Source organism: Vibrio sp. MEBiC08052, from assembly GCF_001506075.1.
GTDB lineage: Bacteria > Pseudomonadota > Gammaproteobacteria > Enterobacterales > Vibrionaceae > Vibrio.
In genome coordinates this window covers 377344-390761 of the sequence record NZ_KQ947476.1, presented here as the reverse complement: position 1 = coordinate 390761, position 13418 = coordinate 377344, and the positions used below count along the sequence as shown (strand labels likewise).

Here is a 13418-nt window from a genome sequence, read left to right as displayed (position 1 = left end):
TTGGTCGTTTGTACTGTGAATTGTGAATCACCAATTAACCGACGAAGGGCAAGGTGAACTTATGAACTCGTATCAGGAAAACTTGCAAGAAGTGGTAGGGACATCTCTTGATGCTTTGTATGCCCAGCAACAAAAGCTGGCATCTCAGCGGCGGAGTGCACAATACAGTTTGTATTATGCGCAAGGTGCACAACTGACGGCGCACGACAATCTGGAAGCCACCATTGAACAGTTGGAGGCTGTCCGGTTGATCAATCAACAAGGGGTGAAAAACGATAATCTGATGAACAATCTGGTTGAATCGACTCATCTGATTCAGAGCAATGTTGCCACAACCGTGAGCAATAGTGCGACGGCAGCAACCAATGTTCAGACGGCGGCGACCGCAGTTGCCAAACTGGCGGCTGATATCGGTAGTGCTCTGAATGTTGCCGCTGCTGCCTGCTACGGTACAGATATTTACAAAAAGACACTGGAGGCCAACGCTTTTATCCGGGAAACCGCCAATCAGGCCGAATATGCATCTCAGAAGGCGATGGAAGCGTCGTCTTCCAGTTCTGAAGTTATAGCAAAAGAGCTGGAGTCGAGCGCGACCCGTTCTAAGTCGGAGCTGGAAAAACTGCTGGCAGTTTCTCAGACTCAGTTCAAATCGCTGTCGTCTGCCAGAGTTGCGGATCAGGAGGCTCTATCCTCCGCCAGTCAAACCGAAAAACAAGCCGAAGGTGCACTGGAAGATGCACAGTCGGCGGAAAGTGCGATCGATGAAACCGTTCAGGACGGCAATGACACTCTGAACTTTAATCTGACTGCGGTTGCCCAAGGGGATCAGCAGATCACGGTGAGTTTCCAGCCATTTACATCGGCATTCACTCAACTGCCGGAGCAATGCGCTGCACAGTTAGGTAAGACCGATAGTGCATTACCGGATCCCGCACCACATTATTTTGTCTTCGTCGTCAGTGCTGATAAAAAGTCCAGCATCAAACAGGATCAGGTTGAATCGACCTTTGCCGAATATCAGAAAGATCGGTTTACCGAGGTGACGCCAGACGATCAAGGGCATTATCAGACTACCCTCAAATACGGCGATTCCTGCTTAGATTTTGCCGGAAAACCTCTGGAACTGGGACGCGATTATCTGGTGTATATGTATGCTGTACTGGATTTGACGTATCAGAAATATATCGGTTCATACAGTAATGTACTTTCAAGTGCTTCTCCGGCGGTGACATTACTGACTCCGCTACCTGTTGCGCAAAAAATCAGCTTTGATGACGAGTCCCGGCAAATCCTGTTCATGGTGACGGGCAACAAAGGGAAGTATGAACCAGAGTTCCGTGTCATGTTGTTACCCGCCTACCAACCGTTGACCGGCGGACTGATGGTCGCACCTTTGCCACCGAAAGCCGGGCACAGTGCACTGAATTTCTATTTTAATCAGTCAATTGCAATGCAGGTGTCCAGTGCCAACTATCAACTGGCTCATATCGAGTCCAGCGTGGTGAAAAACGAGAAACGTGTCCACTGGATGGCCGCTGCAGTACCTGATGACATGACTGATAACTTCGGTAATCCACTGATTGCGGGCTCATCCTATATCCCCGTCGTGCTCACTACACCAGCGTCTGGTGTGGATCAGGGACACTATGCGTCGTCGCTTTCCGCACTGGATACTGATCCCGTCATGATTATTCCTGGTGAAGATTATCTGGGGCAGCTACAACCCTCGGCATCGACAGCACAAGTGACGGATAAAGATGACAGTGAAGAAAAGAAAGCACGTCGTTCCGCTAAAAAAAACGAATCCGATGATGAGCAGGAATAATCAATAATCTGGAGAATTATTTATGCAAACAACAATGAAAGTTGGTATTGCCGAGCAGAAGAATTTTGAGATTGAGTCATTGACCAGTCAGGTTGCCAATGTGCAATATCAGATTGATGAAATGAATGCTGTCGTCAACTCGCTTACCGATAAACAGGGTCATTTTGCTCAGCTACTTACAGATGCTGAAGCGAAGAAGAATACCGCGTTGAGTCAGTTCAATCAGGTGAAACTGGTGGTCTCTCAGGTTGCAGAACTGAAACAGTATTCTCAGATCGTCAATCATCAGACCAAGACGACAAAAGAGGGGGTCACCAGCACTTCTCAGAATGTTGCTAATCTGATCAATCAGCTTATTTTTTCTGTGGATGTTATTGAAAAACTGACTGATTTCGTCAACCGACAAAAAGCCGTGAATAAGGCGATTCCCGATGAGCTGGTCAGTACGCTCGGGCAGGCAACAACCGATGCAAATCAGGCAATCGCAACGACACTGACAGCTTTGCAGAGTTGTTATGCGACGGTTTCTTCTGCCAGTGAATCCTATTCGGTTTCAGATCTTGAACTGCAACAGTCCGTCCATCTTGAAGCACTGCTGACCGGTGGTGATGTCGATCAGGCTCAGAGTCATACGTTGTTTGAGCGTGCGTCAACAGCATTACAAAGTGTAGAAACATTGATGACTCAACTACAGAATGTGCAGCAACAGACACAATCCCGACTTAGCCATATGCTCGATGTGGAAGAGAATCACGCCAGTCTGACGGCGCAACTTGAAGATGCCAAAGATGATGAAGCTGCTGCCGAAGTGCAGCAAAATCTGGTGAAATCTCGCGCGGATGTAGTGCAGGCCAAAAAAGCGTATCAGCAAATCAAAACCGTGCTGACCAATATTTCCATACAGTCTGAGATGAAAATTGCCCAGCTCAAAACCATTATTCAAAGTCAGCAGGATACCGCGTTACTGACCCTGATTCAGAAGGCCTATCATCAGGCAGTCAGTGATTATCAACAAGCACTCGAGGCCAGTAATATGGCTGATACTCAGTTGGAATATGCGCAGGCTGAACTGGCGCGGGCAACGACCAAACTCAACTCACTGCAAGCTGGGTTGAATGCCGCCAAAGCAGCCGCTTTTGCCGCATAACGAGGTTGAGACGGGATGCCGCTGTCCCTGAATATGACTGGCTGAGGCTGGTGTATTCAGGGGGCTATCGTGACGGTGATGGTCACGACGGGTCTCTATTACAGCGTCTCGACAACGAAGGAGGGGATGATGATTATCCCGCCGGAACGTAACTTAAATACACTCTATCTGGAGATGGAGTGGCTTTCCATGGTTATCAATCAAGTGATCTGTAGTTATCTCAAACAGGAGGGGCATGAAAATCACTGGTTAGAAATTCCGCCGCCATCGCTTGAACTCAATGATAGCCTGTTTGCCAATCTGGTTCTGGAATGGGAGCTGAACACTTTTGAGCGTCTGGCGCTTGATTTAGCGCTGGCACCGGCGATCCGCCCGGAAGTGCTGGATATTCTGTTTGGGATGAACCAGCTGATTGATCGGGGATTCAGTGAGTTTGGTGGCATCACAGACAAAGCATTCGGTGGCTTTATCCCGACCGGTCAGACGCTGAATTTTTTAGTGACAGCCAATGATCCGCAGTGGCGGCTGGAAGTGATGTACATTCTTTCACCGCATCACCGATTGATGGCCGAACAGGTCACCGAACTGCTCCCTGCCGACCCGGCTTTGCCTGACTGGGCCGGGGTGTTTAAAGCCAGTGAATCGTGGCTGAACTACCTGATTACCGGAGAACAGATTCGTCCGGAGCTGAGTATGAGTTTCCCGGCTCATATTCTGGAAACACCACTGCAATGGAAAGACTTAGTGCTGGATTATCGGGTGATGAATCAGGTTGAAGAGATTCGTGCATGGCTGGCCTATGGTGCCACGCTGATGCATGAGTGGCATCTCGATCAGAAGGTCAAACCGGGGTTTCGCGCCGTCTTCTCCGGCCCGCCCGGAACCGGAAAAACGCTGACGGCAGCATTGTTGGGTCAATCAACCGGAAGAGCGGTTTATCGGGTCGATCTGTCGATGGTGGTTTCCAAATATATCGGTGAAACCGAGAAGAATCTCGCCAAAGTCTTTGATGCCGCCAGCTATAAAGACTGGATTCTGTTCTTTGATGAAGCGGATGCGCTGTTCGGTAAGCGCACCGAGGCGACCTCATCGAATGATCGCCACGCCAATCAGCAAACGGGTTATCTGTTGCAGCGTATTGAAGATTTTCCCGGGACGGTGATTCTGGCAACCAATCTCAAAGCCAATATGGATGAAGCCTTTACCCGCCGTTTTCAAAGCATGATCCAGTTTGCGATTCCCGGCCCGGATGAGCGCTTACAGCTATGGCGCAATGCTTTTGACAATGTCTGTGAGCTCAGTCCGGAGATTCAGTTGCAGCAGATTGCTACGGAGTTTGAAGTCACCGGCGGGCAGATCGTCAACATTCTTCGCCAGTGTGCGCTACAAGCGATTCGTCGCGGAGCAAGGGTCGTCCAGCGGGATGAATTGCTCAATAGCATCCGGCAGGAATTCCTCAAAGATAATAAAACCATCAAGCTCAACTGAGCAGGAGGCTGTATGGCGCACGCAGAACTGAAATCCAAACCGACGCTGTTCCGGCAACGGGCCGCGCAGCGGCAAACACGCCGGACAACACTGGAAGATAACCGGCGAACTAAAACGCCTGTCATTCAGCAGCAACCGAACCATACCGGCCTGCCGGATCAGTTGAAATCTGGTGTTGAGAGTCTCTCTGGTCATGCAATGGATGATGTCAACGTTCATTACAACTCGGCCAAACCGGCGCAACTCAATGCGCACGCTTATGCGCAGGGTTCGGATATTCACCTGGCACCGGGGCAGGAGAAACATTTACCCCATGAAGCATGGCATGTGGTGCAGCAAAAGCAGGGGCGGGTCAAACCGACGATGCAAATGAAATCCGGGGTGAATATCAATGATGATCAGGGGTTAGAGAAAGAAGCTGATGAGATGGGAAATCGCGCGATGCAGCTTTATTCCCAAACACCACGAAATCTGATCAGGAAGCCTATTGAAACAAGCAGTGACCCCATACAACGAGTTGAATTTTCGCCAGCACACTTGCTAGGTGCTGTAGCGATTGGTGGTACTGTGCTTACCGGAGCAGCATTGTTGCTCCGGCAGTGGTGGCAAGGGCGAAATAATGGCGGTGGACAACAACAGGGGGAAGGGCAACATGCACCTCAGTTACCCCCATGGCTTCCGGCAGTACATCCGAACGGAGAGAATCGCTCAGCGGATCCTTACGAATTACAAAATGGGCAAGTTCATCATATTATTGCGCATACACACTTGTTAAAAGGATTGAATCATCTGGGGCAACAGGATCAATATGAAGTGAGAAGGTCTTACCTTCCCTCATTAAATCAACTAACGGTCAGGCAGCTTGCGACAACTTTTCAACATCTTCGATTCTTCAATCCTGATCCAAATGTTGATCCAAGAGATAATACGATAGATCGGCATCATCAGTATTTTGATGCAGCGTGGACGACCCAACCCATTTCTCAGATTAATGGAAATATCACCATACAGCAGGGAAATTACATCAATACAACGATTGATGGATTTAAAATCGCCTATGACGGTGTAAAAAATGGACATGGTCCGGGCGATGTCGGGCAAAATGAATTTTGGGAAGCATTAATGAATTCATTTTTTGAATGGTCTGGTGGGAATCTTTTTTATGGTGCACAACAGCGAGCTGAACCGGGTGGTGCTGATCTGGATGAATTTGACTCGGACGCTGCCTATTTTCGGGATAGGGGACATGTCAGATATCTCCAGCAAGTTGAGCAGCAATTGAGAGTCGCAAATCAAACGCAAGCTGAACAGGGAGGAAATCAGGCACGAATCAAAGACCTTCTCATTGATATTGGTCATAGAAATAGAGATGCGGGAGCAGGGCCTGTTAATGACCGCTCTAAATGGATCAAACCTAGAAATGACAATCAGAAGAGATTGATTTTAGGGATACTCCATGGAGGAGCCAGAAAAGATTTTATTACAGCTCAGGGTCAGCAGAAGGCGTTACCCAAAGAGTGGGTTTCCGGGTTAGTGAGAAATACAATCGGAAGGCAATTACAGAACGCCATTGGAGATGACGCAGTAAGAGCTAATTTGAGTGGGGTGATTGGCTATGCTGCAAATAATCTTGAAAGATGGCGAGGAAACGTGACAAATAATATCCAGCAAACACAGATTCCTCTCTGGGGAGTGAACTTTACTGTCTTAGGTGATAGAAGGAGTAGCGAGATCAGGATTGAATATCATGACATTGAGGTAACGGTCGATGTATCAAATGTCAGTAAGCTGCAGACGGCACAGACAAGGATTACCACAGCATTCCCGAGTTTTTTAGATGGTATGACGACTTAGTTATCGTGAAGTAAAAATGTGGCCCGACTATCTGAAGTCTGTTTGTTGACGGATAGCATACATTCCGGCAAACGTATCAGCACTATCTGAATAAAGATATTCCGCTGATTCAGGCTCCGGCTGATATGGATTTTGCAACGGCATTTACTGTCTCGGATCTGGATGGTTATCGAATCCGCTATGCGATTGCCAAATGAGTCGCTACTGGAGGTGCGAAATTTCGCGATGGGTTGTTTGAAATATAACAGGCGAATTTTCAGACGATTGCGCATGCGATAATGAGCCGACCTCCTTCACCTGTTCAAATGATGTTGTTTTCCGGTTCGGGGCATGAGATGTCCTGAACCGATAACCTCTTTACATACGGTTGTTGTTATTTTGCTTTGGCTTGACTTTATCAATGGTTTTGACGTTATTATTGATGCGTTTAATAGAAAGCGCCCAGAATCGCTACATTGGTTCAATGTTTTACAATTGCAACTGAGCATTGCATACACATCCATTGGTTTTTGTGTAGAATAAGCACCTTGTAGCGTTTCATTCGCGTTGGTTAAAAACAGTACAGTACTCATCAATAATAAACGTCAGTGAACCCGTATGATTCAATCAAAAATCAATGCCGATATCCTCGCAGAATCGAATCATCTTCAGTCTTCTTTTTCAACTTCTTCTTACAGCGCAGCTCCGACGCTTCCCGAACGTCCGGATCAGATCCCGAATGTCAGATTCGAATATCATTTGGAAATCGCTTGTTCGGATGAATCGCGTCGCGCGATGATTCGCTATGGGTTTGCCTTGAAAGGGCAGGAGGTTGAGCTGACAACCAGTCCGCAGAACCAATATTCGACGGAATATGGCACCCGTTATACCTACTATACCGCTTATAACGATCCCAAACGGATTATGGCTTTTAATGACCTCAGTCCTTTGGGGATCAGTGTTCCGCATCCAATTCAGGTCAAGCCGATTGGCTCCGGTTTTGTGCGAGAGGCATTTATTCCGGTGCAGCCGGCGATTCAGGTTGGTGACCATCTGGGGCTGCCAACCGAAGGATATATTTACCATTTTCATCAGGCGCGGCTTGTGCAGGAGTACCATCTGATGCCGGGCGGTTCGGGGAGTTTTTATGCCACGCTTTCACGGCATGAAAAACTCAATCAGGCGAGAGGTTGTCCTTGTGCGCATGATGCGTTGCTGGTGTTCTGGAAGATTGGCTGTCGGGATGTGCATAATCAGCATCTGTTGTACCTGAAGAAACCGATCACAAGGGCACAGCTTGATGCTTTGAATGAAACATGGCTGGACAAACATGCGGTCAGATTGGATCTTCAGGCGTTACTGGAGATCACGCGTGAGCCGGTCGTCCTGCGGCCGTTGGAGCAACCTGTTCAGGATGAGCAAAAACATACAGCGGATACACTACATACCGTGCAGCGTATTCCCGGGACCAACCATCGGGAAAGCTGGCTGGAGATCGCGGTGCGTTATGGCTTGTCTGCCAAAAAGCTCTTGGATTTGAATCCTCAGTATCATGCGAATCCGATGGCGTTGAAAATTGGCGATGTGCTGACGATTCAGTCTCAAAAGAACAATTCCCGGCAAGCCCCCCTAATTGGCCAGCCTCCCAGAGTCCCCCAGACCTATAACCATCCGCTGAACAGCTACTATGCTCATCAGGACGCCTACCTTGCCGGTACAACGATGAGAGCAATTAATAGCCGTACTTTAGTCAGAAAAGATATTCCGGTTGTTCGTCTCAACCGTCTCGGTTAGTTTGCTCGAGGTACATTCACGCTGCCGGGCCAAGATTACTCTGTACAAAAGAACGATTGGTAGCCGCTGAGAAGAATGTGGCAAGGTAATGCTGAGAAGTCATGCTGATGTGAGAGAAAGCGACGACGTGAAGGTGATCAAGTGGTTTTATCGATAGAGATTGTCGTGCATCATGAGGATGATTAAACTCGACAACAATCCTGTTCAGGAAGCGTCATCAATAACGCTTCCATATCGTTCTGCATCACTCACATTTCAGACACGGCTGTTTCCGTCACACTGTTGGTATAGAGTGTTGTGGTTGTATGGAGTGCCATAATGGCTCGGTGTAGTGCATCTCTTTCAGCCGGAGAAAGTTCTCCTGACGTCGGAACGCTGCACTGGCTAACAACGTGGCACCAGAATAATACATCATCCACGCCGCTTTCATTTTCTTTTAATTCTGACATTGTGCCCATAATATTACCCTAACCACCGTATCATTGATAATTATGTAATTAATAATTTACTATTAATATTTATTGATTTTAAAGACTACTGATCATAAATTTAAAAATTAATCAATAGTTGGAAATTTGCTGTTTATCATATTAAAAACGAAGGCTTTTAGTTATTTTACAGAATATGACCAAAATTGTTCAATATTTGGTTATCTAATGTTGATCTAGATCACGCAATTTGTTTCGCTTTGAATAGGTATCGATTTATTGATATCTATGATGCGACGTATGGTTGGGCGGTACATGAAATTAAGTAAACAAGAAAAAATAGATAATATTAAAAATAATATTTCTTATGCGATTAAAAGTCGTAATGAAAGTAAGAAATCTTTTTCTGAACGCACAGGAATAACCAGAACAACCATTTACAATATTCTGGATGGTAAAGTAGATCGGATTCAGACTCAAACGGTTGAGAAAATTGCAAATTTCTTTGGTACAACATGTCGGGTAATCGAAGAGAGTAATCTGGAAGCGATTGAGTACCGAAATCAACTGATTTCTCCGGACGGCAATAAAAATCCGTTGTGTATCCCTATTCTTAATGAGAAAGAGTTAATAGCTTCATTAGATAAATATATTGGTGAATTAATTGTTGTTCATCCGACAACATATTATTTCTCGGATGAATCCAATATGATCGGTTTGAATATTACAACCCCATTTACCCATCGATATCAGGTTGGTGCATTACTGGTGATTGAACGGTTTAAGCGTAATGATATTGATGATCTTATTATTTTAACATCCAGAAATTCTTTAAAAATTGAATCTGAGAGTTATGTACTCAGAAATGGCGAGATATTGGTTGGGTGTATCAGGGAGGAGCGGTTACATGCAGAATAGAAAGTATAAATTAATTGGGTTCAGTCGCCATCCGGAACATGTGGCTAATGTCATGGTGCTGGCGACAGGCAAACAGTTGTCAATCCCACTCAATGAAATATTTAACAGTACGGTGGCAGAAGATCTGAGCCCGATAGAGACTAAAGAAATTTGTCGCAAGCTATACAGTGCTGAAGGGTTTCAGGGGGCTTACGATATCAAAGATCGTAAAGAATCGTACTGGATTACATTTGCCGTCATTGCCACGATACTTTCAGCTGTCTTTATCTTGTCAAACGTCACAGGTGTGAAGCCGATTGAGATTGCCAACTCTGGTTTTATAGTCCCTTTTGCGATTTTCTTATATCCAATCTCTTTTATTCTGGTCGATATCCTCAATGAATTTTATGGGCTACGTATGGCCCGGGCCGCAATTCTGCTGTCAACCGTGACCAATGCTTTTCTGCTGTTGATGCTCAATCTCTCTGGTTACGCACCGACAATCAGTGACTGGGAAGTGGTGAATGAGAGCTATCAATCGATTATTCATAGTATTAACTCGGTTTTTCTGGCTTCAATGATTGCTTACTTTGTATCGGAAAACGTCAATGCGTATTTGTTGCAGAAAATCAAACAACTGACCAATGGCAGACGATTGGTCGTGCGGGTCTTTTTCAGTACCTTCTTTGCGTCGTTAATCGATAGTGCGATTTTCATCTATCTGGCATTCAGCCATATCCTCAGTCCGACGGTTTTATGGAGCATGTTCATTTGCCAAGTGGTTGTGAAAAGCATCTATGCGATTGTCGGTGTTGGTCCGATATACGGTGCAAGGGCGCTATTCAATAAATATATCAATCGATAAACGACAACGTTAGTGGATCATTATGGATACAACTTATTCTAAAAATCTTGGTAAGAAAACGGATTATATATCGACCTACACCCCCCAACTGCTTGATCCGATTCCCCGGGCTCGTGGTCGCAGCAATATCACGGCATGTGATAGTGCAGCTTTCTCCGGGTATGACTTATGGACCGGTTATGAACTGTCTTGGCTGAATCCTAAAGGCAAACCGGTGGTCGCGGCGGCAGAATTTATGATTCCGTGTACCAGCCCGAATTTGATTGAGTCTAAATCTTTTAAGTTGTACCTGAACAGTCTCAATCAGACCTCATTTGTATCAGAACAAGCACTGGTCGAAACGCTGATTCAGGATTTGAGTGCCACATCGGGTGGTGATGTTCAGGTGAAATTGATTCCTGTTGATGAAACATTAGAAATACGTGCGGATAAATCTTTTACCTGCATTGATGATCTGGATATTGAAATTGACAGTTATGCGTACGATGAAGATCGCTTGTTAGGTGCGTCCTCAGCAAACATTGTTGAAGAAAAGCTTTGCTCGCATCTGCTGAAATCGAACTGTCTGGTGACCAACCAGCCGGACTGGGGCAGTGTCTATATCCATTATCAAGGTGCTGAGATTGATCGCGAAACTCTGTTGCGATACATCATCTCCTTCCGGGAACATAATGAATTTCACGAGCAGTGCGTTGAACGTATCTTTGCCGATATCAAACGTTGCTGCAAACCGGAGAAACTGACGGTACTTGCACGTTATACCCGTCGGGGTGGTCTGGATATCAATCCATTCCGGAGTGATTTCGAAGAAATCATGCTGGTCGGACGAGAATACCGCCAGTAAAATATCTAATCTCTTGCTATAGAAAGGCCTCCCTCTGATAGGGAGGCCTTTTTTTGTGTCTCCAAGATGCTTTTGTTTCAATCATGCACCGCAATTATTAAAATGAAATCAATTTCACAATAACTGGTTGCAGCTCCGAGCAGTGTGAAATAGGTATGAAGACACAAATTTATGAAATAACATGCATCATGTGTATTAATTTTGATAAAAGAGTGCATTAATGCTCTTCCTCTCTTGCAGAATAGAAATAGGGGGTTTTAAGCAATGAATGATGCAACAAAAAGCCGTTCGATGAATGGTGCTGAAAGTCTGTTGCGTACATTGGTCGAAAGTGGCGTTGAAGTCTGTTTTGCCAATCCGGGGACGTCAGAAATGCATTTTGTTGCGGCATTGGATCGCGTGCCGGGAATGCGTCCGGTTTTGGCTCTTCAGGAAAATGTCGCAACCGGTGCGGCTGACGGATATGGGCGCATGACGGGTAAGCCAGCATGTACATTGCTTCATTTAGGACCGGGACTGGCCAACGGTCTGGCCAACTTACATAATGCCAGACGAGCAGGCTCACCGATTGTGAATATCGTCGGTGATCATGCCACAACCCATCTACAGTACGATGCGCCATTAACATCTGATATCCATGGATTTGCGAGCCCGGTTTCTGAGTGGGTCTATACGTCTTCTTGTTCCCGGCAAATTGGAGAGGATGCGGCTCGGGCCGTGCGTGTTGCTTCAGAAGCTCCGGGACAGATTGCAACATTGATTCTGCCGGCAGATACGGCATGGAATGAAGCCGATAGTGTTGCTTCACCAATCGCACCGTCTGCACCGAGCGCCGTCTCAGTCGAGAAAATTAATCACGTTGCCGGCTTGATCAACAGCGGGCTGAAAACAGCGATCCTCATGCGAGGCTCAGCATTATTAGAGCCGGCATTAACCGCAGCTGGCAAAATTGCTGCAAAAACAGGTGCCCGATTATTGTGTGATACGTTTGCACCGCGCATTCAACGCGGAGCCGGTCGAGTTCCGGTTGAGCGCTTACCGTATCTTTCCGAGCACGCTGTTGATTTTCTGGCCGGGACAGAATTGATTGTCTTAGTCGGAGCCAAGCCTCCGGTCAGCTTTTTTGCCTATCCCGATAAACCGAGCTGGCTGACACCTGAAGGGTGCCGTTTGACTCGGTTAACCGAAATTCATGAAGATAGTACTCAGGCACTTGAAGATTTAGTCAAAGCTTGTGAGGCCGGGAACATTGAGCCATACCGCACCAGACATCAGGCCCCGCAGTATGCGCTTGATGGTCCGGTCACTGCGGAATTTGTCATGCAGGTCATTGCCAAATATTTGCCGGACAATGCCATTATCAGCGATGAGTCCGCATCATCCGGTTTCCCTCATTATGATGTTACCGAAAGCGCTGCGGCACATGATTATCTTAATCTGACCGGTGGTGCTCTGGGGAGCATGATGGCGGTCTCGATTGGCGCTGCGATTGCATGTCCGGGACGCAAAGTAATCAACTTGCAAGGCGATGGGAGTGCCATGTATCTGCTGCCTGCACTCTGGACTCAAGCGAGGGAAAACTTAGATATTGTGACGGTCATATTCAGTAATCGCTCATACAGTATCCTGAATCATGAACTCCAGCGTGTGGGAGCGAAAAATCAGGGGCAATCTGCAGCTTCTCTGATGAGTTTGGAAAATCCATCTATTAATTGGCTTGGATTAGCATCGGGGATGGGCGTTCCTGCTGTTCAGGCTGAAACACGTCAGTCATTTGATATGATTTTCCAAAAGGTGATGCAAGAATCCGGGCCAAAATTAATCGAGGTTATTTTGTGATGGTTTAATTTGATGCTTAATTACCAACTGTATTTTATTTGATGGTAATTTTATTGTGAAATATTAATCTCTGTTGTTATATTTGGCTAAATATTTAGCGTTTGGCTGACGATTATTATTTAAATAATTGTTGGCTTATTTTTTGAGAGCTATTTATTTTGGTCTTAGTGTTTTATTGTTTGTTTTTTATGACGGTTATTCCCATTTGTTTTCTTCATTTTATACTCATTTTTGACCTTAACAAATTAGACCACAACTTATTTTGTTAACTATGATTTTGTTTATTTTTAATGATCTTTGTTTGTAACTTTATGTTTTATATGTATTTTAATTTATTTTTCCTTGTTTTTATTATTGGAGTTTAATTATGTTGATATGATTATTATCAATTAAATTTATTGTAATTTTGATTCTTTGCTCAAAAAGAGAAAAAATAAATCATCTCACTGGAAAGTTTT

At 45.7% G+C, this 13418-nt stretch carries 10 protein-coding genes; 9 read left to right on the top strand and 1 reads right to left on the bottom strand.

Annotated features, from left to right (window positions below; translation table 11 throughout):
• Positions 1 to 61: 61 nt before the first annotated feature.
• From VRK_RS19170 to VRK_RS19145, 5 genes are all read left to right on the top strand, one after another.
• Entirely contained in the window at positions 62 to 1825 is a 1764-nt protein-coding gene (locus VRK_RS19170; RefSeq protein ID WP_059123100.1) for a hypothetical protein, read from the top strand.
• Positions 1826 to 1847: 22 nt separating this feature from the next.
• The gene (locus VRK_RS19165; protein WP_059123099.1) at positions 1848 to 2972 is read left to right on the top strand and encodes a hypothetical protein; all 1125 of its coding nucleotides are present in this window, start codon (positions 1848 to 1850) and stop codon (positions 2970 to 2972) included.
• Positions 2973 to 3098: 126 nt separating this feature from the next.
• Entirely contained in the window at positions 3099 to 4460 is a 1362-nt protein-coding gene (locus VRK_RS19160; RefSeq protein ID WP_059123098.1) for an ATP-binding protein, read from the top strand.
• A gap of 12 nt (positions 4461 to 4472) precedes the next feature.
• Entirely contained in the window at positions 4473 to 6314 is a 1842-nt protein-coding gene (locus VRK_RS20770) for an eCIS core domain-containing protein (RefSeq protein ID WP_082671478.1), read from the top strand.
• A gap of 597 nt (positions 6315 to 6911) precedes the next feature.
• A complete protein-coding gene (locus VRK_RS19145) occupies positions 6912 to 8087 on the top strand; it encodes an MIX and LysM peptidoglycan-binding domain-containing protein (protein WP_059123096.1) in 1176 nt (391 codons plus the stop codon).
• A gap of 248 nt (positions 8088 to 8335) precedes the next feature.
• On the opposite strand, the gene VRK_RS19140 is transcribed toward VRK_RS19145, so the two are convergent.
• Positions 8336 to 8545 carry a hypothetical protein gene (locus VRK_RS19140; protein ID WP_157372035.1) on the bottom strand — a complete coding sequence of 70 codons (210 nt, stop codon included), beginning with the start codon at positions 8543 to 8545 and terminating at the stop codon, positions 8336 to 8338.
• Positions 8546 to 8830: 285 nt separating this feature from the next.
• Between VRK_RS19140 and VRK_RS19135 the strand changes: the two genes are divergently transcribed.
• The 4 genes from VRK_RS19135 (at position 8831) to VRK_RS19120 (ending at position 12960) form a co-directional block, all read left to right on the top strand.
• Positions 8831 to 9433, top strand: a complete 603-nt coding sequence (locus VRK_RS19135; protein ID WP_197413191.1) for a helix-turn-helix domain-containing protein — start codon at positions 8831 to 8833, stop codon at positions 9431 to 9433.
• Positions 9423 to 10277, top strand: coding sequence for a queuosine precursor transporter (locus VRK_RS19130; RefSeq protein WP_059123093.1), 855 nt, complete (start codon positions 9423 to 9425; stop codon positions 10275 to 10277). Before VRK_RS19135 ends, VRK_RS19130 begins: the two co-directional genes overlap by 11 nt.
• Before the next feature lie 22 nt (positions 10278 to 10299).
• Positions 10300 to 11121 (top strand): NADPH-dependent 7-cyano-7-deazaguanine reductase QueF, encoded by an 822-nt coding sequence (queF, locus tag VRK_RS19125; RefSeq protein WP_059123092.1) that lies wholly within the window; start codon positions 10300 to 10302, stop codon positions 11119 to 11121.
• Between the two features lie 264 nt (positions 11122 to 11385).
• Positions 11386 to 12960: an acetolactate synthase large subunit gene (locus tag VRK_RS19120; RefSeq protein ID WP_197413190.1), complete on the top strand. Its 1575-nt coding sequence runs from the start codon at positions 11386 to 11388 to the stop codon at positions 12958 to 12960.
• Positions 12961 to 13418: the final 458 nt, after the last annotated feature.

Coding starts and splice junctions, on each gene's coding strand:
- queF (WP_059123092.1), top strand. CDS start 10,300: ATGGATACAACTTATTCTAAAAATCTTGGTAAGAAAACGGATTATATA.
- VRK_RS19130 (WP_059123093.1), top strand. CDS start 9,423: ATGCAGAATAGAAAGTATAAATTAATTGGGTTCAGTCGCCATCCGGAA.
- VRK_RS19120 (WP_197413190.1), top strand. CDS start 11,386: ATGAATGATGCAACAAAAAGCCGTTCGATGAATGGTGCTGAAAGTCTG.
- VRK_RS19160 (WP_059123098.1), top strand. CDS start 3,099: ATGATGATTATCCCGCCGGAACGTAACTTAAATACACTCTATCTGGAG.
- VRK_RS19140 (WP_157372035.1), bottom strand. CDS start 8,545: ATGGGCACAATGTCAGAATTAAAAGAAAATGAAAGCGGCGTGGATGAT.
- VRK_RS19170 (WP_059123100.1), top strand. CDS start 62: ATGAACTCGTATCAGGAAAACTTGCAAGAAGTGGTAGGGACATCTCTT.
- VRK_RS19165 (WP_059123099.1), top strand. CDS start 1,848: ATGCAAACAACAATGAAAGTTGGTATTGCCGAGCAGAAGAATTTTGAG.
- VRK_RS19145 (WP_059123096.1), top strand. CDS start 6,912: ATGATTCAATCAAAAATCAATGCCGATATCCTCGCAGAATCGAATCAT.
- VRK_RS19135 (WP_197413191.1), top strand. CDS start 8,831: ATGAAATTAAGTAAACAAGAAAAAATAGATAATATTAAAAATAATATT.
- VRK_RS20770 (WP_082671478.1), top strand. CDS start 4,473: ATGGCGCACGCAGAACTGAAATCCAAACCGACGCTGTTCCGGCAACGG.